The organism is Ochrobactrum chromiisoli (assembly GCF_026241335.1).
GTDB lineage: Bacteria > Pseudomonadota > Alphaproteobacteria > Rhizobiales > Rhizobiaceae > Brucella > Brucella chromiisoli.
The window spans coordinates 82,366-102,549 of the sequence record NZ_JAPHAV010000009.1 but is presented as its reverse complement, the minus strand read 5'-3'; the positions used below and the strand labels follow the sequence as shown (position 1 = coordinate 102,549).

Sequence of the window (20,184 nt, the reverse complement as noted above, 5' to 3'; positions counted from 1 at the left end):
AGATATTTTAATTCGCCTAATATTTTATGCTTTATAACCTTTTTCAAGTCTGCTTGATGGCAGTATGCGTAAAATCATTGTTTTTGAACAACAATGGTAGGTGATTTGCCTTGGCGCAAGCATAGGCAAAGCAATTGCCGAAGTTTAGCTATACTGGATGGGCCACGAACCGCCGCTTTCACCTCAACAGCCTCGCGGGTATAATCCTTATAAATAACCGCTTCTGTAAGGCCTGCAGTTTGATATTCATCCGGTTCGGTTCCGGTAAATCCACGATACATGTCTGCTGATTTGATCCAATCAGATCGAAATGCGCTCTAATTGTGTTGGGCTGTTTCTTCGGTTTCCTCGGACGCTCGTGTCAGTCATTGCTGCTCCTGAGCTTGCTGACACCCAGCGCATTGAAAAAAGATTGCATCAAATTCCGCAATAAAAGTGAAAAAATCGCGGCAGAACCCTACACTTGATAGAGGTTCGCATAGGTTTGACGCAGGATGTTCTTTTGCACCTTGCCCATGGTGTTGCGTGGCAGGTCGGCGACGAACAGGATGCGCTTTGGCTGCTTGTAGCGGGCCAGCCTCTCGTTGAGCGCGAAAAGCACGTCTTCTTCTTCAAGTGTTACGCCATCCTTGCGCACGATCACCGCGGTGACGCCTTCGCCGAATTCGGGATGTGGAACGCCGATGACGGCGCTTTCGAAGACGCCCGGCAGCTGGTCGATCTCGGTTTCGACTTCTTTCGGATAGATGTTGTAGCCGCCGGAAATGACAAGGTCCTTACTGCGGCCGACGATGTGGACATAACCGCGCGCGTCGATCACGCCGAGATCGCCGGTGATGAAGAAACCGTCGCGGAATTCCGATGCGGTCTTTTCCTGCATGTGCCAGTAGCCCTGGAAAACATTTGGACCCTTTATCTCGATCATACCGGTTTCGCCATCGGGAACCGGTTTGCCGCTTTCCGGCTCGGTGATGCGCAGCGAAACGCCCGGCAGCGGGACGCCGACGGTTCCGGCCACACGTTCACCGTCATAGGGATTGGAAGTGTTCATGTTCGTCTCGGTCATGCCGTAGCGCTCAAGGATATGATGGCCGGTCATGGCCGCGAACTGGCGGTGCGTTTCAGCCAAAAGCGGCGCGGAACCAGAAACGAAGAGCCGCATATTGGCGGTTCTTTCGGGCGTCAGGTCCGCGCTCTGGATCAGCCGGACATAGAAGGTCGGCACACCCATCATCACTGTCGCCGTCGGCATCAGCGCCAGCGCCTGATCGCAATCGAATTTCGGCAGGAAATACATTGATGCGCCGGCGAGCATCGTAACGTTGGAGGCGACGAAAAGGCCGTGCGTGTGGAAGATCGGTAGGGCATGGATCAGCCGGTCGGCGCTCGTGAAGCGCCAGCAGTCGCGCAGCGTCGCGGCGTTGGAAAGCAGGTTGTCGTGCGACAGCATTGCGCCTTTTGAACGTCCGGTGGTGCCCGATGTGTAGAGGATGGCGGCGAGGTCGTCCGGGCCGCGCGCGACATCCTCGAACTCGCCCGTCTCGCCGGAGGCGAGCGCCATCAGGCTGCCGCCGCCTTCCTCGTCAAGAGTTTCGACGGCAGCGCTCCTTAAAGCCGCAATCTGCTCAAGACCGCTTCTCGCCTTCGGGGTGCAGACCACGAGGCGCGGCTCCGCATCGTCCATGAAATAGTCGAGTTCGGCAAGTGTATAGGCAGTGTTCAGCGGAAGGTAGACCGCTCCGGCCCGAATGCAGGCGAGATAGAGCATCAGCGCCTCCGGGCTCTTTTCGACCTGCACAGCAACGCGGTCGCCCGGCTGCACGTTCCGCTTGATCAGAGCCGCCGCCAAACGGGCAGAGTGCTTCAGCATGTCGCCGTAGGTCCATGTCGCGCCGCCCACCGTTTCAAGGAAAGGCGCGTCAGGCCGGATACCCAGGCGGATCGCGTCGAACAGATGATTGCTCATGCGCCGAACTCCTTGTTGCTTTTTGGGCTACGGTAGGCACGCCGTCAAACTCGCTTAATCCGTCCGTCCTTTCGCTACTACCTACGCGTTGCAGCAAGGGATTATAACCTTCGCCGCAAAGATTGGCTGTATCTCGCAAGGCATGGGACTATTCAGATTGTTTGAACCATTTTTGATATATTGCTTTATAAGTGCCATCGCGTTTTGATTGATGTAACCACTGATCGACGAAAGCAGCAAAGAAAGGTATTGGTTGTATCCAGTATGCTTTTTCAAATGAGTTGAAAGGCTTATCTGGATTGATTTCACATAGCACCCCAGGATGGATATCTTGCTGATGCCGTGTTTCAGATGCATCAGTAATCAGAACATCTGCTTTCCCCTGTGCGATCTGGTCAAAAATTGTGGTGTTGTCATTCCATAGGGCAATTTGAGCATGTTTAATGTGGGTACGTACAAATTTTTCATTTGTCCCCCTGGGTTTACGATTACCTTGACATTCGGCTTGTCGATATCTGCAAGCGAAATGTATTGATTGTGATCCGCACAGCGTGCAATTGGCGCTTTACCGTCTTGCAAATAAGGAAACGAGAAAAGTCCCATTTTCTGACGTTCCAACGTGATTGATATGCCTCCCATGGCGATATCGAATTTATGGCTGTTAAAATCCTGTGTCAAAGTCGGCCAACTGGTTGGTACAAATTCAATACGAACACCGAGCGGGTTTGCGAGATTTTTTGCAAGGTCGATATCGAAACCTTGATATTCACCGGTTTTGGGGTCTTTGAATGTGAAAGGACTGTAATCGCCAGTGGTTCCAACTTTCAATATGCCACGGGATAAGATCTCGTCGAAGCCGGCTTTGCCAACCTCATCAGTATGAGTATAACAGGACGCTAGTAAATCTGTTGCGATTACTGCAATCCGGATATTCATTATAATTATTTATAATATGTATATTGCTATAGTCTACAGAAAGTGTGGAAACTAATAATAATAATTTGAAGTTAATAGTGAATTGGCTCTGTTGTTCAATCTTTTATAATTGCTGTGAACGCAAGCTGTGAGGCCAATTTCCCGGTTGCCCCCGCCCAAAACAAATTTATACCTTTGCCGCTTTCACGAAGCGTGGATCGAATGTCTGCGCAAATGAAATATCCGCATTTGCCAGTTCCGGATCAAGAAGCTTGAGCATTTCGAACAGGCTCTTGAAGCCGTCTTCTGTAATCATGCCGTTTTCGGAATACATGGCACGGGATTTCTCGAAGCCTGTCTTGTACAGCGCGCGGTCACCCAGCAGATATTTTTCCGGCACAGCATTAGCGACATCATCGGCGGAAGCCTTGTGAATCCAGTTCAGCGCCTTAATGAAAGCATTGACGACGCGCTGTGTGGTCACCGGGTTTGCATTGATGAAGCTTTGCTGCACATAAACAGTCGCGCCCGGATTCGTGCCACCGAAAAGCTGGCGTGTGCCTTCTTCTGTACGCGTATCCAGAAGCAGCGTGATGTCACCATCCGCTTCCAGTTGCATGATGGCCGGATCGACATGGACGAGGGCGGCGATTTCGCCATTTTTAATGGCCGCAATGGCACTTGCGGCGCCGCCGACACCGATAATCGAAGCGGCGTCTGCGGAGAGGCCATTTTTGATGAGTGCATATTGCAACAGCAGCGAGGTCGAAGAGCCGGGCGCCGAGACCCCGACATTCTGGCCCTTGAGATCGGCAATCGTCTTGATCTCGTCGGCGAGGTCCTTACGCACGCCGATGCAGATGCCCGGAAAACGACCAAGCTCGCAGATGGCTTTGATGTCCAGCCCCCTGTTCTGCATACGAATGGTATGTTCATATGCGCCAGTGACTACATCGACCGAACCGCCAATCAGCGCCTGCAAAGATTTTGCACCACCACTAAAATCATTGATGGTCGCCTTGATGCCTTCTTCTTCGAAAAATCCTTTTCGCTCGGCAATGGTGAGCGGAAGGGTATAGAAGAGCGGCTTGCCGCCGACACCAAACATCAGCGCCGGCTTTTCCGGCGTGGCGGAGGCATCCTGCGCATGCGCGGGCAGGCGTGAGGCGATATCCGCAAGCCCGAAGGCGGCGGCGCCCAGCAATATCTCTCTACGCGTTGTCCTCATTGTATTCTCCTTGAATTTCCTTGCGGCTTTGAAGCGCATAAGCGCTTTAAACGCCATTATGACCGGCGGTTTTCGGACGCCAGACAAGCAGGCGCGCTTCCACGATGGATACGCCCCAGTCGATGACAAGCACGAATGCCATGAGCACCAACATGCCGGAAAAGACGCCGGTGACGTCGAACACGCCTTCAGCCTGCTGGATCAGATAGCCGAGCCCCGCTGACGAACCAAGATATTCCCCGACGACTGCGCCGACGACCGCAAAGCCGACAGCCGTATGCAGGCTTGAGAACATCCACGACAGCGCGGACGGCAGATAGACGTTGCGCAGGAGTTGACGCTCATTCATGCCCAGCATGCGTGCATTGGCGAGTATTGTCTGGTTCACTTCCTTCACGCCCTGATAGACGTTGAAGAAAACGATGAAAAAGACCAGCGACACACCAAGCGCCACCTTCGACCAAATGCCGAGGCCGAGCCACAGCGTAAAAATCGGCGCCAGCACGACGCGCGGCAGGGAGTTAGCCGCCTTCACATAGGGGTCAAAGATTGCCGCGAGCAAAAGCTTGCGGGCAAACCAAAACCCGATCAAAACACCACCGATTGCGCCGATAGCAAAGGCCAGCATGGCTTCAAGCAGGGTAATGCCGAGATGATACCAGATCGTTGCGCCGGCAAACCATTTATAGATACGCTGTGCCACATCGCCCGGCGTTGCAAAGAAGAACCTTGCCTTGACCGGGTTGCCCAGCAGATGGGTCGCGGTGAAGAGGTGCCAGATCAGAATAAAGAAGACAGCCACGCTGAGCTGTGCCAGAAACAGCATAGGCTTTTTCATTTTTTTCGCTTACCCGTCTGCTGATAGCCCTTGAGAACCTCTTCTTTGAGCACGCCCCATATTTCGCGATGAATTTTGTGAAACTGGTCGTCGAGACGAATTTCGGAAATCGCGCGCGGACGGGCGAGGGGAATTTTATATTCCGCCATGATGCGGGCACGCGGCCCGGCAGACATGATGACAACGCGATCAGCCAGCGCGATTGCTTCTTCCAAATCGTGTGTTACGAATATCACTGCTTTCTTGTCCCGTGACCAAAGGTCGAGGAGAAGGTCCCCCATGATGATACGCGTCTGCGCATCAAGTGGGCCGAAGGGTTCATCCATCAGCAGATATTTCGGATTGCGGATCAGCACCTGCGCAAGGCTGACGCGCTTGCGCTGTCCACCCGATAGCATATGCGGATAGCGATCACCGAAACTTGTAAGACCGACGCGATCAAGCCAGTCACGCGCCTGCTCGCGCGCATGAGCCTTTGATGTACCACCAATTTCCAGCCCGATGGAGACGTTGTCCAGCACGGTCTTCCAGGGCATGAGAGCATCCTGCTGGAAGAGATAGCCCGCCTTGCGATTAAGCCCTTGCAGCCGCTGGCCGCTGATTTCGACGCTACCGCTGGCAGGCACGAGAAGTCCGGCAACGACATTGAGCAATGTCGATTTTCCGCAGCCGGTTGAACCGACAATTGCCACAAATTCGTTTTCAGTAACGTCAAGATTGCTTTCGGCAACAGCATCGAAGCGACAGCCATCGGCCAACGTGAACGAAATCTGCACATCCTTGAGTGCGATTGCTGGTTTGCACGTTTCCTTCGGATGAATACGGCTTGGGTTTGCGCTCATGGCTCGCCTTTGCCCGCAAACTGATGATGTGTCTTGCCACAACGACTCTTATTTCGGCTCTGGCGCAAATTTTTCAGCAGGTAAAAAGAGCCCAGTCTTTTAAAGCAATTGCGCGACGAGCTATAGACTGTTGCCCTTTGTCCATTTCCCAAAGATACCTGCAAAGACAGGAGGGCTCTGATTGGACCATCAAGCTGTTCATTTGCAAGGCATGACGAGCCAGCTTGTGCCATTTTGAATGCACATAAACCCAACAGAAAGACGAGCATGACAGTCACGATATTCTTATAGACGTGACATGAAATCGAAAATTCATTATTGGCACCCAAAGAATCTATTCATTATGAGGAATTTAATACCTTTATAGAAATTAGAAATACCTAACATATAGCTTGGTATTATGTGCTATGCTCAGCCATTATTTCTTGAAGATTACGATAGAGAACTGAATAACGCCCATAAAAGAAAACGGCGTGCAGGATGACACTTGGAAAAACGAATTCCTTTGGAATCGACTGACAACCAGTTCCACCTTACTCAATTATGCGCACTGATGCTAACAGCGCTCAGTAAAAGTGAAAAACTGGCGACAAACCCGCCGACCATTGGCAAAATCCGCGTTCGTGGGATCATGCGTAAAAACAAAAAGATAGAACATTTAATAATTCAACTTAATTCAGTAATGCTCTAAGTTGAATTTCTGTGCAAAGCATTGCTGTGCGGTGTGGAGAAGCGAGCGCAATCGCGTTCATATTGTCAGATCGCCGCTTTAACGCTTTGCATCTGCGCGTTCCTTGACGACTTCCAACATCCTTCGCCCTTGGCGCTCTTGCGGGTTCATATCATGCGCATCTTCACCGCCTCCCTTGCAACTGAAACCAACACATTTTCTCCCGTTCCAACGGATATGGATGCCTTCAAAGCGGCATTTTATGCAGGGCCTGGTGAGCACCCGGATACGCCCACGTTGTGTTCTTCGGTTGTGCCGGTTTTGCGCCGACGCGCTGCGGCGCATGGGCTTAGCGTGATTGAAGGAACATCCTGCTGGGCTGAGCCTGCCGGTCTTATCCAGCGCAAAACCTATGAGACGTTACGGGATACAATTCTAAAAGAGCTGAGAGCGGCATTACCGGTGAATGCCGTGGTTCTGGGGTTGCATGGAGCAATGGTTGCGCAGGGTTACGATGACCCGGAAGGCGATTTTCTTGCGCATATCCGCGCGATTGTGGGGCCAGATGTTCTTGTTACAGCCGAGTTTGATCCACACAGCCATTTGTCTGCCAAGCGTGTTGCCCATCTTGATCTGATGGCGGCCTTTCTTGAGTTCCCCCATACGGATTTTGAGGAGCGCGGTGAGCATGTGGTTGATTTGACGCTTCGCGCTTTGCGTGGCGAGATAAAGCCTGTTATTTCGACCTTTGATTGCCGCATGATTACGCTTTATCCGACAAACCGCGAGCCGATGCGCTCTTTTGTGGACCGGATAAACCGCATGCAGGGCAAAGACGATATTTTGTCGATCTCCGTTATTCACGGCTTCATGGCGGGCGATGTGCCGGATATGGGAACCCGCATTGTTGTCGTAAGCGATAATGAAAAAGCGAAAGGCGATGCGCTGGCGCAAAGGCTTGGCCATGAGCTTTATCGCATGCGTAAATTGACGGCGATGCCGATGTTTGACACCGATGCCGGGCTTGATCATGTGGCAGCAGTGCGCAAATCCAATGCGTCTTTGCCTGTTGTCATTTCTGATATATGGGACAACCCCGGTGGTGGTGTTGCCGGTGATGCCACTTTCATCCTGCGTCATATGCTGCAACGCGGAATGGATAATTTTGCCGTGGCAACGATCTGGGACCCGGTCGCAGTGTCGTTTTGTCATGCGGCAGGCGAGGGCGCTGAACTTGAGCTTCGTATTGGCGGAAAATCGTCATGGCATGGCGGAGAGCCGCTTGATCTGCGCATCACAATTCAGAAAGTGATGGATGCCGGATGGCAAAGCTTCCGCAAGAGCCGGGTCAATCTCGGTCGGGTGGCGGTGATCAGACCGGTTGGAACGACGATCGATATTATCCTGATTACCAGCCGCTCACAGACCTATGAGCCGAATATCTTTTCCAATCTCGATATTGATTTTGCAGCCAAGGATTATCTGCTGGTTAAATCGACCAACCATTTTCAGGCTGGCTTTCAGCCGATAGCGTCAGAAATCGTTTATATAGCGGCGCCAACATCTTACCCGACCGATGCAGCCGTTACCCAATATAGAAAGGCGAGTATGGAGCTTTGGCCACGCATCGCCGATCCATTGGGGCTGGATTAGAGCGCATCCCGAAAAGTGTGAAACGGTTGTAGGGCAAGACACGCTCTAAATTAGCGGAGGCTTATTCGATGATGGCAAGCGCAGCACCAAGGCTTACGCTCTTGCCTGCTTCGGCACAAAGGCTGATCTTGCCTGAGCGCGGTGCTGCAATGCGCGTCTCCATCTTCATGGCTTCGATAATCGCAATGATTTCGCCCTCAGCCACCGTTGCACCATCTTCGACCAGCCATTGCTGAAATGTGCCGGGAATGGGGGCTGTAACGGTTCCCTCTGCGGCCTGTGGCACAGTTGATGCCGGTTTTTGGGGTGTGTTTAGCCCGGAAAATAACGCCGCCGGCAAACCGATGTCATGGCGCTTGCCGTCAATTTCGATGAAGCTGCGCAACAGGCCACCATCGACGGGATCAATCCTTGCCGACGGTTCAACACCCCGGAACTCAGTCTCGATCCAGTTGGTGAAGACGTTGAATCCATCTTCGCCGGTAAAGTCTTTTTCTTCGACAACCGCACGATGGAATGGAAGCACGGAAGCCACACCCTCAATTTTAAACTCGGCCAGCGCACGTCGCGCACGGATCAGTGCTTGCTTGCGTGTTGCCCCTGTGACGATCAGCTTGGCCATCATGGAGTCGTACAGGCCCGGTATTTCCGATCCGCTCTCGACGCCCGTGTCAAGGCGCACACCCGGACCCGAAGGCGCGCGGAAACGGGTGATCATGCCCGGCGTTGGCAGGAAGCCGCGGCCGGGATCTTCTGCATTGATGCGGAATTCAAAGGCGTGGCCGCGTGGTGTCGGCGTTTCGGTCACCGACAGCTTCTCGCCATCCGCAATCCGCAACTGCTCAATCACGATATCGACGCCGGTGGTTTCTTCGGTGATTGGATGTTCGACCTGAAGGCGGGTGTTGACCTCCAGAAACGAGATCGTGCCATTCTGCGAAAGCAGAAACTCGACAGTGCCAGCCCCGGTATAGCCCGCGGCTGCACAGATTGCGCGCGCGGATTCATGAATACGGTTGCGCTGGTCCTGCGTGATAAAGGGTGCAGGTGCTTCTTCAACGAGCTTCTGATTGCGGCGTTGCAGTGAACAGTCCCGCGTACCCAGAACCACGGTGTTGCCATGCGTGTCGGCGATCACCTGCGCTTCGATATGGCGAGGTTTTTCAAGAAACTGTTCTGCATAGCATTCGCCACGACCAAAGGCCTCAATGGCTTCCCGCACCGCGGAATCGAAAAGCTCCCCGACTTCGTCCAGATGATAGGCAACTTTCATGCCGCGACCGCCACCACCAAAGGCCGCCTTGATCGCAAGCGGTAAGCCCGCCTCGCGTGCAAAAGCCACCGCTTCTGCAGCAGATGCCAAGGGACCGGCTGACCCCTTGACGAGGGGGGCACCAACTTTTTCGGCAATGCGCCGTGCTTCAACCTTGTCGCCCAGCGAAGTGATGACTTCTGGCGATGGACCTACCCAGATGAGGCCAGCATCAAGGACGGCTTTGGCAAATTCGGCACGCTCCGACAAGAAACCATAGCCGGGATGCACTGCATCGGCACCGGCGCGTTTTGCAATGTCGAGTATTTTTGCAATATTGAGATAAGTATCCGCCGGGCGGCCTGCACCAAGGCCATAGGCCTCATCTGCAAGCTCTGCATGCAGTGAATTTGCATCGGCATCGGAATAGATTGCAACAGATGCCACACCATAATCGCGGGCTGCGCGGATGATGCGGATGGCAATTTCGCCACGATTGGCGATAAGCAGCTTTTTCATCAGACTATGATTTCCTGCGGCTCGAAAGCAGAGATCGGGTTAAAACGGATACGGGCGCCGATGGGTATCTGGCTCGCCAGATCGAGATGATGGCTGGCCACAACACCAATCACCGGGTAGCCGCCTGTCAAAGGATGATCGGCCAGAAAAAGCACGGGTTGCCCGTTTGGTGGCACCTGAATTGCCCCAAGGGCTGTGCCTTCGGATGGTAATTCATCGTGGTTGGCGCGTTCGATTGTTGCCGATCCGAACAGGCGCATACCGACGCGGCTTGATTGCGGCGTGACATCCCATTCCTGGGCTGTGAGGGTTGCAAGCCCTTGCGCCGTAAACCAATCGGTGCGGGGGCCAAGTACAATATCCAGTGTAACAACTTCACCTGCGCGGGGCAGGCGGCGCTGGTCGTGGCCAATATCACTGACTGCAAGTGCGGGGCCATTGGCGGGCACCAATATGTCGCCAACCGTAATGGGCTCCGGGCCGATTTTGGCAAGTGTATCGCGGGCTTTTGACCCGAGAACGTCGTCAACAGCAAATCCCCCGCGCAGTCCGAGATAGCTCAGCATGCCTTCGGGCGGGACGCCAAGGATCAGCTCGTCGCCAGCATTGAGTGCGATGGGGCTTGAAAACGTCGCGGTGAGTCTTGTTTGCTTGGCTGTACGGATGGTTAGCGGGCAGGGCGCGCCGGTTACAGCCACAGTGACCGCACGGTCAGCCTTGAAGGCAAAGCCGCCGAAGCTAATTTCAAGAACCGCAGCATCACGCAGATTGCCAAGACAGCGATTGACTTCAAGCATCGCTCTGCGATCAAGCGCACCCGATTGAGAGACGCCCTGACTTGCAAGACCCAAACGGCCCAAATCCTGAAACAGTGCCGGGCGGTCAGCCTGCGTGACAAGCAGGCCGTCTGCGGGTTTGTGAGAATTTTCCAGCTTGGTTGCGGGCTTTGAAACAGGAGTGGTTTCACTCTTGGCCATATCGCGAAAGCGCACGCGATCGCCGGGTGCAAGCAAGGCTGCACGTTTGCGGGTCGTGTCCCACATGGCAAGCGGTGTTGTGCCAAGCAATTGCCAGCCGCCAGGACTGTCGGATGGATAAATGCCGCCGAATTTGCCAGCAAGCGCCACCGATCCTGCCGGAATTTTTACACGCGGGCTTTGACGCCGTGGGACATCAAAGCTGGGGTCGTCGCAGGTCATATAGGCAAAGCCGGGTGCGAAGCCGGTAAAGGCAACCGTATAGGTTGCTTGCGTATGACGGCAAATGAGTTCTTCGACGGAGCAGCCAAGGAAAGCCGCGACATCATCAAGATCTTCACCATTGTAGCAAACAGGGATTTCGAAAAATGCACCACTGCGCGACCTGCGAACCGACAGATCAAGCTTCGCAATCTGCTTGGTCAGTTTTGCGCGATCCGTCATAAAGGGGTCAAAGTGCACCATAATGGTGCGCGCGCCGGGAATGACTTCGCAAATGCCTTTAAGCTCAGCTGCGAGCAGCGCATCAAGCAATGTCAGGCTTATGCCAAGATCGTCAAGCTCGACCAGAAAACTGTCGCTGCCGGAAGGCAGAAAGCGCAGGCGTTCACTCATGATGCAGTATGAACGAAAGGCTTGAGTTCTACGCCGCGTGCCTCAAGTGTGCTGCGCAATGTGCGGGCGATTTGAACGGCTGTCGGATTGTCGCCATGAATGCAGATCGACTGCGCATCAAGCGCGATGTCGGTTCCATCAATGGCGGTCACGCGCTGTTCATTGATCATGCGCAGCATTCGCTCTGCAATGACGTCAGGATCATGAATAACCGAACCTTCAAGGCGGCGATTAACGAGACTGCCATCAACATTATAAGCACGGTCTGCAAAAGCCTCGCAAACGACGCGCAGTCCCGCGTCGCGTGCCTGATCCACAATCGGTGCCGCTGCAAGCGCCATGAGCACCAGATCAGGGTCGATTGCCTTAATGCCTGCGATAACGTCTGCTGCCTGTCGTTTGTCATGCGCAATGGTGTTATAAAGCGCGCCATGGGGCTTTACATAGGTGACTTTTGTTCCGGCAGCTTGCGCCAGCCCTTGCAAGGCACCGATCTGGTAGATCGTATCGGCAATGAGTTCGCTGCTTGACGGGTCCATATTGCGGCGGCCAAAGCCGACCAGATCGCGATAGCCGATATGCGCGCCAACACGCACACCCCGCCGCGCCGCTTCACGCAATACGCTGAGAATTCCGGCAGGATCGCCAGCATGAAAGCCGCAGGCAATATTGGCACTCGTCACAATTGCCAGCATCGACGTGTCGTCACCCATCGGCCATGGCCCGAAGCCTTCTCCGAGGTCGCTGTTGAGATCGATAAATGCCATGTCTCTTCCCGGTTGAATAATCATTCTTTACGGATTATTGTTGAATAACCTATTATGTATTGTTCAACAATATGCAATTCGTATATTCGCTGGAAATTCACGGGGAATAACGCGGCGCAGGCCGCAGAGCGGTTTAAAGCATGTCGCGGAAAAATGGGAACCGGTTTTTCAACAACGACATGCGTAACAACAAGAACATAGAGCGAGCGTATTGGGTACGATTAAGCGCGACACGCTCTGGAGTGAGAAAGTCTGAAGGATATTCATGACGAACGCAATGCCTTCGCTTGATGATGACCAGCCATTGGCGACCCAAACCGCCGCTAAAATCCGCGAAATGTTGATTACAGGCGAATTATTGCCCGGAACCAAGCTTTCCGAACAACAGATTTCAGCGCAGTTTGGCATATCCCGCAACACGTTGCGTGAGGTTTTTCGCCTTCTGACCAGCCAGAGTTTGCTGACCTATATTCCCAATCGCGGTGTTTTTGTTGCAACGCCTGACGAGGCGACGGTCGTTGATATTTATCGTGTTCGGCGTGTTATTCAGAAAGGCGCCGTTCAAATCGCTGTTCCCGCTCACCCGGCTTTAGAGCGTATGAACGCGCTGCTGGAGCAGGCGGTTCTGGCCCAGGGAAAAGGCGACTGGCGGCAGGTTGGTACCATCAATATGGAGTTTCACCGTGCCATGGTGGAGCTTTGCGACAGCACCCGGCTGAGCGCCTGTTTTGATCTCGTTCTTGCGGAATTACGGCTGGTTTTTGCCCAGCTTGAAGATAACGCGCATCTTCATGAATCGTATATTGCGTTGAATGCAGAGCTTTTGGGTTCGCTTCAGGCCGGCAATAACGAGATCGCCGCGCAACAGCTTGATCGCTATCTTCTCAGCTCAGAGCGCTCCGTTCTCGCCGCACTTCAACGTAAAAAGCGAAGCTAGAGCATTTTCAGCAAAAGTGCGAAGCGGCTTTGCGTGGAATAATGCGTGAAAACAAATAGATAGAGCGGTTCCGTTTCAATGGGAGCCGCTTTTACTCAACGCTTCACTGAATTACTCTGCATTATCAATGCGTCCCAACGGCCTGACCATAGACGCGGATGACATTGCGCACCGCTTCGACCATGAGCGCGTGTGGCGTGGCTTCGACCTTGCCGGATGCAACAGCTGGATAAAGCGTGCCAAGATACTGGCTGATCAGCGTTTCCGGGATTTTGCGGCCTTCAAGACGCGTTAGAAGCGCATTGACAGCTGCCACGGCTTCCGGGTGTGGCCAGTAATAGCGAATGCGGTCGCTATAGGAGAAATGGCGCTGAAGACGCAGCTCTTCCGCATCGCCATGATAATATTTCTCCCAGTTCTTCGGCTCGTTGAGAAGAAGCTTCTCAAGCTTGCCGCGAACGGTCTCTTCTTCGGGCAGCTTGTCGAGGAAAGCTGCAATCTGATCAAGGCCATAGAGTGCTTCACGCAGCGCAAAAGTCAGGCCCGGTCCGACTTTGAGAATAGCAAAGCCATCATGAACCAGATCGGAGAGCGCCTCAACCGGCTGATAGTCGGTCGAATGAGCTTCAAAGACAAATTGTGGCGTTTCGTTGAGAACACCGCTTAAAGCTGTCGCTTTTTCACTGTCGTAATAGACAACGTTTTCATTGCCGAATTCCACGCCCGGCTGCACGACAACGCCGATCGCACGCGAGAATGCATCTTCTAAACCAAGCGCTGCAAAAGCCTTGCGATGAATGGCGATGGTTTCAAGAGCTGCATCTGGCTTGGTCAGTTCCAGATCTTCGATTTCTTCCATCGCGCCGCCTGGAATCGGAACTTCTGTGCCAACAATATAGACAGGCAGATCAAAGCCGGATTCAGCAGCTGCTTTTTCTGCAACCTTGGCAAGACGGGCCGCGCGTTCTGCGGTCACGGCATCAGGCAAGGCAACGGGTTCACCGGCACAGCCCATAGAGGTATCGAGGTGGATTTTGGTGAAGCCTGCTCGCACAAAACCATCCATCATCACTTCGGATTTTGCCATGGCTTCTTCAGCAGTGAGATGCTTCCACGGATTTGGGCCGAGGTGATCACCACCTAAAATAAGGTGCTTGGTATCAAAGCCAAGACGCGCTGCAATTTCTTCAACGAAACGCCGGAAGTCAGCCGGTGTCATGCCGGTATAGCCGCCATCCTGATTGACCTGATTGCAGGTCGCTTCGATCAGAACATCGGTGTTGGTGGCAATACCTTCGAGAAGAGCTGCTTCAATGACCAGCGGATGGGCCGAGCAGATTGAGGTGATGCCTCCGCGCGCGCCGCTCGCATAACGGGCGGGAAGTTGGCTCAATCGTTGCGTGCTGCTCATAACGGAACTCCGTGGGTATAACAAAAATTTCAGAGAGAAATGCGTTTCAAATTGCCGTCCAAAGCGAGAAGCTCTGGTAGTGGCGTGCCTGCACCAAGGTTGGGGGCAGCTTTGCCCATCACATCGGCAGGCACAACACAGGCCGCGCGAATGGCTTCTTCAAGCGGCACGCCGACATGCTGAACGAGATTAGCAAGACAGCCGACCATATCGATATGCGCACCTGCAAGTGATCCGGCTGCATTAACCAATGCGCCATCGCGCACTTCAATCCGCTCGCCATAAAGTTCGAAATGATCCGGGCCGCCAATGGTGGACATGGCGTCTGATACAAGGAACATGCGGTCACGCTTCGGGCGTGCACGCCATGCGATGCCGACCATTTCCCATGTCACATGATGCCCATCAACAATGATGCCGACAAAAGCATCGCTGCCGATTGCTGTGCCAACCACGCCCGGCTCACGCGATGTCATTGGCGGCATGGCATTGTAAAGATGGGTGAAGCAACTCACACCTGCGGCAAGCCCGGCGCGCGCCTGTTCCGTTGTGCCATTGGTGTGGCCGGCGGAAACCACGACACCCATATCAGCAATCTCGCGGATCGTGTCGCCCGGTACCATTTCCGGTGCAAGCGTGAGCATGACAGGCACATCCGCTTTGCGCAGAATTTTGAGCGCTTCAAGCGTGGATGCATCCATCGGGCGAATGAATTCAATGCGATGGGTGCCTTTGCGGGCAGGATTAAGATGCGGACCTTCGATGTGGAGGCCGAAGAAGCCATCCATGCCCTTGCACTCGACTGCTGCATGGGCGGCCTCGATCATGCGTTCCGGCTCACAGGTAATCAGGGTTGGCAGAACCCAGCCCGTGCCAAGTTTGCGCAATGTTGAAACGATATGCGCGATGCCTTTGGCGCTGGTGTCGGAATTGAGCATGACGCCGCCCGCACCATTGACCTGAAGGTCGATACAGGCTGGCATCAGCACATGCGGCGTGAGATCGGACGTCTCGTCCGATTTGCGCGGACGAAGGCGCGTGATACCAGAAGTGCCGATCTCGGCCACGAGACCAGTCTGAAGCCGCCCGTTCAGAAATACATAATCGGGGGCGACGAGACGAGTCATTGGCTTTCTCCTGATTTATTTAAGGCGTATAGGGCAACGCCGCGTGCGCCCGAACTATCACCGAAACGTGCAGTTCTGATGGCAGGGATACGTGTGGGGCCAAGTTTGCGCTTTTCAAATGCTTTTGAAACGCGCTCAGTGACGCCATCCATATTGGACAGGCCGCCGCCCAACACAAAACAATCCGGGTCGACAACAAGCTGCATGGTCAGAAGCGATTCCGCCATCAGGTCAGCCCAGTCATCGAGCACCTTTTCTGCGTTCGCATCGCCATTGGACGCGCGCAATGTCAGTTCCTGATTGGAGATGGTCTCATTGAGCTTAATTTGGGAAATAGCAGCAAGGCCCGTGCCGGAAACATAGCGTTCCATACAACCTGTCTTGCCGCAGCCGCAAGGGATCAGCGGAAGGCTCTGCTCGCTTAAGATTCGCGCAGGCATACCCGTATGACCAATTTCCAGTGCAAGACCATTATAGCGCGGCGGAATCTCGCCGTTGATGACAACACCAGCGCCCATGCCGGTGCCGACAATCAGGCCAATCATTGCTTCGCTTCCTTCGGCTGCACCGCCATGCGCTTCCGAATAGGCGAAAGCCATACAGTCGTTCATCAGCGGAAAGCTGCGCCCGAAACGTTTCTGAAGCGCTGCGCCCACATCGCGACCGGTGATCGGAATATTGGATGCAAAGCCGTGGCCGGTGGCCGGATCAATCCAGCCGGGCAGGCTGATGCCGACGGGCAGGTTTGGGTTGCCCGCCGTTTCGGTCAGCCATTCAATCTGCGCGGACAAGCCATCGATGAAAGCATCGAAGTCGCTGACAGGCGTTGGAATGCGCCGTGTCAGAACCGTTTCCATATTTGCGTCGAACAGGCGACCCTCAATTTTGGTGCCGCCCAGATCAATGGCGCCGCAGATCATGCTGACCTCGTGTTTCATGCTGTAAACGGGTAGATCTTAACGCCGGAAACAACGCGTGTCAGGTTGCCCTGATCAATAAACGGGTTGTCGATGTTAAGATTAAGTTCAGCCGACCAGCGGGCAGACCAGATCTGCGCCAGAAGCACATAAAGCACGGCATCCCAGCGGCTGTCGCCAGTCAGATCAAGCGCAAGATCACAACCTTCGCCGCCAACAGTGGTCACGGTTGCGGAAGGGAACTGCTGCGCAATCTCAACGGCAATGTCGCGATCATAACGCGCGGTGTGCTGATCCGGGTGAATGAAAACCACAACGCGGGTATTGCCGACAACAGAAGCCTTTGGTCCGTGACGGAAGCCAAGCGTGCTGTCCCAGTTGGTCATAACCTGACCAGCAGTCAATTCCAGAACCTTGAGTGCGCTTTCGCGTGAAACTCCGGTCAGTGCACCGGAGCCCAGGAAAATCGCGCGTTCTGGATGTGGGGCAGACATTGCGTCGAGCTTTGCTATCGCTTTTGCGCCTGCAGCCGAGAGCTTGTTAAGCTTGTCCGCGACATCCACCGTGTCATCAATGCAGGCGAGCGCCGATAAAAGCATGGTCGTATAGCTCGACGTCATGGCAAATGCCTGATCATGCGTTGCTTCCGGCAGAACGATCACGCGCTGGTCGCCCGGACCTTTCGCTTTGCGAACGGCCAGTGCGCTTTTGCCATTGCAAGTAATGTTGAGGCGGTGCGCCTTTGGGAAATGCGCGTCCAGCAGGTCGAGCGTTGCAATGGTTTCCGAGCTGTTGCCGCTGCGGCCAAATTGCACAACGAGCAGTTCCGCATCGTTGGACAGTGTTTCAGACGGATTGGAAACAATGTCGGTGGTTGGAATTGCTTCGAGCGAAATCGCGCCAGTCTTGGCTGATGCCAGTGCCTGACCGATAAAGGCCGAGGTGCCGGCGCCGCTGAAAACGATATGCTTGATACCCTTGGCGGCGATCCATGCGCGGATTTCAGCCGACTGTTTGGCAAGCGGAGCAGCCCATGCCTGCCAGATACCCGGCTGTGCGTGAATTTCCTGCCAGGTATGGCTCGTTTCCAGTTTAGTCATGAATACCGTCCTCTTGAGTACTGATGACACGCACGCCGCGCTCGCGGATGCGGTTGGCCATGTCGTGATTGGGCTCAAGATCGGTTACGATGGCCGTAATCCGATCCATTGCGCAGATACGATGCAGCCGTGGTTTGCTGAATTTGTTTTTATCGGCCAGCACGATGATGCGGCCCGAGGCTTCGATCATCGCACGGTTTTCGTGGGCTTCGTCTTCCAGGAAAGTGCTCACACCGGTTTCCGGATCGATACTGTCCGCCCCCATCACAAAGGTGTCGAAGCGCATTTCAGAAAGGGCAGTTTCAACCAGTCGTCCGGAGAAGGACATGGTCTCACGGCGTATGCTGCCGCCGGTCAGCATCACCTGATGCTGTTTGTGACGCAGCACACTTTGTGCGACGTCGAGACTGCGGGTCATGACGATGAGCGGTGCGAGATTGCCAAGGTGAGCGGCCAGACGCTCGGCGCTTGAGCCGTTATCAAACAGCACCGAAGTATCGCCTTCGAGCAAATGAACCGCCCTGCGTCCAATGGCATCCTTGGCGTCGAAATTGACGGCACGGCGGTCAACCGGATTGGCTTCCACGCCTGTGGGAACGAGACCAGGACGCTGGGCAAGTGACAAGGCAAGATCAATGCGGAAATCGGCAAGCCCTGCATAGCCAAAGCGCTGGCAGAAGCGGATGAGCGTCGGCTCTGACGTGCCAAGTTGATTGCACAATTCGCGTGCCGTGGAGCGAATGAAACCTACCGGATCATTTTCGATCAACAGGCATATGCCGCGCAGCTTCGGAGTAAGCTCCGGCACTGCCGCTTGCACAGTCTGATAGAGGTCTTCTGTCGGCTGCAACTCCGGCCCTTTCCTTGTGTCGTAGTTGTCTAGTTAAAAGAAAACTTTACTTCAACACAAATTTCTAATGTCTTCTGTTTATGTCAACACAAGTTACTTTTGCTTTTCCTTCACAATCAGGAAGGCGGCTGTCTGCCGTCGGCAACGGCATCAAGCGCTGCACGCAATTCGGCTACTTTTGCGGATGTGGTTCTTGTTGCGCCGGGCACAGCAAAGCCAAAATTCAGTAAGGTTTCGTCCGTGTCGATTGCGGCGCTGCAAGATGCATGAATTTCGGCGAGATCAGGCAGGGCAGCGGCGATGGCTGCAACTGTGCCCATATTCACGCCAGAACCCGGCATGATGGTTATTTTGTCTTTGGCAGCACGCTGCATTTTAGCAAGGCGTTCAAGACCGGATGTGGCTTTCAAAGCACCGCCTGAACTCAAAATCCGGTTGATTCCAAGCTCAGCCGCCATTTGCACCGCTTCCGCTGTGTCAGGGGTAAGGTCAATTGAGCGATGCAGAGCAATTTCAAGACCATCGGCTGCATTCACCAGCCTTTTCAGGGCTGGCCTATCAAGCTTGCCATCGGGCAGATTGGCGCCAATCACCACGCCTGCGAGACCAAGTGAGCGGGTTGCTGCAATTTCGGCTTCCATGATCTGCAATTCATCTTCCGACCACACGAAACTGCCGGCGCGGGGCCGTATCATTACCATGATCGGAATTGGCGCTTTGGCTGCAAGCTGCATCAGGCCAATGGAAGGCGTCAGTCCGCCGATTGCGAGTGCTGAACAAAGTTCAATCCGGTCTGCACCGCCTTTGATTGCGGCATCAAGACCTTCGGCATCATCAACGCATACTTCCAGTATTATCCGGTTCAAGGCATCCCCCTCAGTTCTTATTGTACTCTACCTTCGCCAGTATTGCGACACTCGCCAATCCCGCCATAGCCCCCATAATGGAGACGGTTCCATAGCCAGCAACGCTTGTGCCAATTGCAAAAAGCGCTGTGCCGATCCCCCCGATTGCTGATGCTGCGTAAATCTTCCATCGTGTGGTGAGGAATGCAAGCCAGACCAGATAGATTGCATAAAGAACCGACGCGACAAAGAAGATGCTGATCTGGCTTTTGCTGCGTCCGATACGCGCCCAGAGCAACATAAGCACCGCTTCAAGGCCGGCAACGAAGCCCATGACCATGCCGACATCTTCAACGGAGCCGCCGCCGCGCCCGGTAATGATCAGCGTGCAGCCATCTGTCGTTGAACGCCTCGGACAGCAGACGATTGTTTACAGCGTGCCGGAAGGCATGAGCGAAGCCTTCTGCATCATTACGCCGGGCACGGCACCTGTCAGCAGCGATGCAGCAAGCAAAATTGGTATCGACGCGCAATTCTGCCATCTGTTTGACCAGAACGGTATTGCCTTTATGCGCCAGGGTGATTTTTCCGATCTGCCTGCGAATTAAACGATCTGAAAATAGATGAGAACGGGGCGGCTGTGACGATGACAGCCGCTTTTTCTTTACGGTCTTTTTGGCTTTCACGCTTCAAAATGTCTGAAGTTTATTTATTCTGCCAACGGTTACCGACCTTTAACTTCGTCAACGACATAG

The 20,184-nt window shown here is 54.0% G+C and carries 19 protein-coding genes and 2 pseudogenes; 4 read left to right on the top strand and 17 right to left on the bottom strand.

Annotation, left to right across the window (positions count from 1 at the left end; translation table 11 throughout):
- Positions 1-43 precede the first annotated feature (43 nt).
- The 7 genes and pseudogenes from OPR82_RS16075 to OPR82_RS16045 all read right to left on the bottom strand — a co-directional run.
- Positions 44-148, bottom strand: a pseudogene (locus OPR82_RS16075) (VapC toxin family PIN domain ribonuclease); the annotation flags it as partial.
- Between the two features lie 309 nt (positions 149-457).
- The gene (locus OPR82_RS16070) at positions 458-1,966 is read right to left on the bottom strand and encodes a malonate--CoA ligase (RefSeq protein WP_265985944.1); all 1,509 of its coding nucleotides are present in this window, start codon (positions 1,964-1,966) and stop codon (positions 458-460) included.
- A gap of 363 nt (positions 1,967-2,329) precedes the next feature.
- The gene (locus OPR82_RS16065; RefSeq protein WP_323054560.1) at positions 2,330-2,902 is read right to left on the bottom strand and encodes a transporter substrate-binding domain-containing protein; all 573 of its coding nucleotides are present in this window, start codon (positions 2,900-2,902) and stop codon (positions 2,330-2,332) included.
- 166 nt (positions 2,903-3,068) lie between these two features.
- On the bottom strand, positions 3,069-4,109 hold the full coding sequence (locus OPR82_RS16060) for an ABC transporter substrate-binding protein (RefSeq protein WP_265985943.1): 1,041 nt from the start codon (positions 4,107-4,109) through the stop codon (positions 3,069-3,071).
- A gap of 46 nt (positions 4,110-4,155) precedes the next feature.
- Positions 4,156-4,947: an ABC transporter permease gene (locus OPR82_RS16055; protein WP_265985942.1), complete on the bottom strand. Its 792-nt coding sequence runs from the start codon at positions 4,945-4,947 to the stop codon at positions 4,156-4,158.
- Positions 4,944-5,789 carry an ABC transporter ATP-binding protein gene (locus OPR82_RS16050; protein ID WP_265985941.1) on the bottom strand — a complete coding sequence of 282 codons (846 nt, stop codon included), beginning with the start codon at positions 5,787-5,789 and terminating at the stop codon, positions 4,944-4,946. Before OPR82_RS16050 ends, OPR82_RS16055 begins: the two co-directional genes overlap by 4 nt.
- A 410-nt stretch (positions 5,790-6,199) precedes the next feature.
- Positions 6,200-6,311: pseudogene (locus OPR82_RS16045) on the bottom strand (IS6-like element ISPmar1 family transposase); the annotation flags it as partial.
- Here OPR82_RS16045 and OPR82_RS16040 point away from each other — a divergent pair.
- Together OPR82_RS16040 and OPR82_RS16035 are read left to right on the top strand one after the other, a co-directional pair.
- Entirely contained in the window at positions 6,277-6,480 is a 204-nt protein-coding gene (locus tag OPR82_RS16040) for a hypothetical protein (RefSeq protein WP_265986013.1), read from the top strand. The pseudogene OPR82_RS16045 and the gene OPR82_RS16040 overlap by 35 nt on opposite strands.
- 153 nt (positions 6,481-6,633) lie before the next feature.
- Complete coding sequence (locus OPR82_RS16035) at positions 6,634-8,112, top strand: M81 family metallopeptidase (protein ID WP_265985940.1); 1,479 nt, start codon at positions 6,634-6,636, stop codon at positions 8,110-8,112.
- Between the two features lie 61 nt (positions 8,113-8,173).
- On the opposite strand, the gene OPR82_RS16030 is transcribed toward OPR82_RS16035, so the two are convergent.
- From OPR82_RS16030 to OPR82_RS16020, 3 genes are read right to left on the bottom strand one after another with little or no spacing between them, the layout of a single operon-like run.
- The gene (locus tag OPR82_RS16030; protein WP_265985939.1) at positions 8,174-9,883 is read right to left on the bottom strand and encodes an acetyl/propionyl/methylcrotonyl-CoA carboxylase subunit alpha; all 1,710 of its coding nucleotides are present in this window, start codon (positions 9,881-9,883) and stop codon (positions 8,174-8,176) included.
- A complete protein-coding gene (locus tag OPR82_RS16025) occupies positions 9,883-11,475 on the bottom strand; it encodes a 5-oxoprolinase subunit B/C family protein (protein WP_265985938.1) in 1,593 nt (530 codons plus the stop codon). Before OPR82_RS16025 ends, OPR82_RS16030 begins: the two co-directional genes overlap by 1 nt.
- A complete protein-coding gene (locus OPR82_RS16020) occupies positions 11,472-12,242 on the bottom strand; it encodes a LamB/YcsF family protein (protein ID WP_265985937.1) in 771 nt (256 codons plus the stop codon). The genes OPR82_RS16025 and OPR82_RS16020 overlap by 4 nt, the downstream gene beginning before the upstream one ends.
- Before the next feature lie 265 nt (positions 12,243-12,507).
- On the opposite strand from OPR82_RS16020, the gene OPR82_RS16015 reads away from it, so the two are divergent.
- On the top strand, positions 12,508-13,179 hold the full coding sequence (locus OPR82_RS16015; protein WP_265985936.1) for a GntR family transcriptional regulator: 672 nt from the start codon (positions 12,508-12,510) through the stop codon (positions 13,177-13,179).
- 124 nt (positions 13,180-13,303) lie between these two features.
- Here OPR82_RS16015 and OPR82_RS16010 read toward each other — a convergent pair whose 3' ends face one another.
- The 7 genes from OPR82_RS16010 to OPR82_RS15980 all read right to left on the bottom strand — a co-directional run bounded on the left by OPR82_RS16010 (position 13,304) and on the right by OPR82_RS15980 (position 19,769).
- Entirely contained in the window at positions 13,304-14,590 is a 1,287-nt protein-coding gene (locus tag OPR82_RS16010) for a D-tagatose-bisphosphate aldolase, class II, non-catalytic subunit (protein WP_265985935.1), read from the bottom strand.
- 29 nt (positions 14,591-14,619) lie between these two features.
- Positions 14,620-15,717, bottom strand: a complete 1,098-nt coding sequence (nagA, locus tag OPR82_RS16005; protein ID WP_265985934.1) for an N-acetylglucosamine-6-phosphate deacetylase — start codon at positions 15,715-15,717, stop codon at positions 14,620-14,622.
- Positions 15,714-16,637: an ROK family protein gene (locus tag OPR82_RS16000; protein ID WP_265985933.1), complete on the bottom strand. Its 924-nt coding sequence runs from the start codon at positions 16,635-16,637 to the stop codon at positions 15,714-15,716. The genes nagA and OPR82_RS16000 overlap by 4 nt, the downstream gene beginning before the upstream one ends.
- Positions 16,638-16,651: 14 nt before the next feature.
- Positions 16,652-17,734: an SIS domain-containing protein gene (locus OPR82_RS15995; protein ID WP_265985932.1), complete on the bottom strand. Its 1,083-nt coding sequence runs from the start codon at positions 17,732-17,734 to the stop codon at positions 16,652-16,654.
- Positions 17,727-18,584, bottom strand: a complete 858-nt coding sequence (locus OPR82_RS15990) for a DeoR/GlpR family DNA-binding transcription regulator (protein ID WP_265985931.1) — start codon at positions 18,582-18,584, stop codon at positions 17,727-17,729. Before OPR82_RS15990 ends, OPR82_RS15995 begins: the two co-directional genes overlap by 8 nt.
- Before the next feature lie 116 nt (positions 18,585-18,700).
- Positions 18,701-19,450, bottom strand: coding sequence for a copper homeostasis protein CutC (locus OPR82_RS15985; RefSeq protein ID WP_265985930.1), 750 nt, complete (start codon positions 19,448-19,450; stop codon positions 18,701-18,703).
- 10 nt (positions 19,451-19,460) lie between these two features.
- The gene (locus tag OPR82_RS15980) at positions 19,461-19,769 is read right to left on the bottom strand and encodes a hypothetical protein (RefSeq protein WP_265985929.1); all 309 of its coding nucleotides are present in this window, start codon (positions 19,767-19,769) and stop codon (positions 19,461-19,463) included.
- Between OPR82_RS15980 and OPR82_RS15975 the strand changes: the two genes are divergently transcribed.
- The gene (locus tag OPR82_RS15975; protein WP_265985928.1) at positions 19,762-20,037 is read left to right on the top strand and encodes a hypothetical protein; all 276 of its coding nucleotides are present in this window, start codon (positions 19,762-19,764) and stop codon (positions 20,035-20,037) included. The two genes, OPR82_RS15980 and OPR82_RS15975, sit on opposite strands and share 8 nt — an antisense overlap.
- Positions 20,038-20,184 lie beyond the last annotated feature (147 nt).

Bases quoted from the DNA above. Each gene is read 5' to 3' on its own strand.
- OPR82_RS16060 (WP_265985943.1), bottom strand. From the start codon at position 4,109: ATGAGGACAACGCGTAGAGAGATATTGCTGGGCGCCGCCGCCTTCGGG.
- OPR82_RS16000 (WP_265985933.1), bottom strand. From the start codon at position 16,637: ATGATCTGCGGCGCCATTGATCTGGGCGGCACCAAAATTGAGGGTCGC.
- OPR82_RS16035 (WP_265985940.1), top strand. From the start codon at position 6,634: ATGCGCATCTTCACCGCCTCCCTTGCAACTGAAACCAACACATTTTCT.
- OPR82_RS15980 (WP_265985929.1), bottom strand. From the start codon at position 19,769: ATGGTCATGGGCTTCGTTGCCGGCCTTGAAGCGGTGCTTATGTTGCTC.
- OPR82_RS16070 (WP_265985944.1), bottom strand. From the start codon at position 1,966: ATGAGCAATCATCTGTTCGACGCGATCCGCCTGGGTATCCGGCCTGAC.
- OPR82_RS16050 (WP_265985941.1), bottom strand. From the start codon at position 5,789: ATGAGCGCAAACCCAAGCCGTATTCATCCGAAGGAAACGTGCAAACCA.
- OPR82_RS16030 (WP_265985939.1), bottom strand. From the start codon at position 9,883: ATGAAAAAGCTGCTTATCGCCAATCGTGGCGAAATTGCCATCCGCATC.
- OPR82_RS16010 (WP_265985935.1), bottom strand. From the start codon at position 14,590: ATGAGCAGCACGCAACGATTGAGCCAACTTCCCGCCCGTTATGCGAGC.
- OPR82_RS16065 (WP_323054560.1), bottom strand. From the start codon at position 2,902: ATGAATATCCGGATTGCAGTAATCGCAACAGATTTACTAGCGTCCTGT.
- nagA (WP_265985934.1), bottom strand. From the start codon at position 15,717: ATGACTCGTCTCGTCGCCCCCGATTATGTATTTCTGAACGGGCGGCTT.
- OPR82_RS15995 (WP_265985932.1), bottom strand. From the start codon at position 17,734: ATGACTAAACTGGAAACGAGCCATACCTGGCAGGAAATTCACGCACAG.
- OPR82_RS16020 (WP_265985937.1), bottom strand. From the start codon at position 12,242: ATGGCATTTATCGATCTCAACAGCGACCTCGGAGAAGGCTTCGGGCCA.
- OPR82_RS16025 (WP_265985938.1), bottom strand. From the start codon at position 11,475: ATGAGTGAACGCCTGCGCTTTCTGCCTTCCGGCAGCGACAGTTTTCTG.
- OPR82_RS15975 (WP_265985928.1), top strand. From the start codon at position 19,762: ATGACCATGCCGACATCTTCAACGGAGCCGCCGCCGCGCCCGGTAATG.
- OPR82_RS16055 (WP_265985942.1), bottom strand. From the start codon at position 4,947: ATGAAAAAGCCTATGCTGTTTCTGGCACAGCTCAGCGTGGCTGTCTTC.
- OPR82_RS16015 (WP_265985936.1), top strand. From the start codon at position 12,508: ATGACGAACGCAATGCCTTCGCTTGATGATGACCAGCCATTGGCGACC.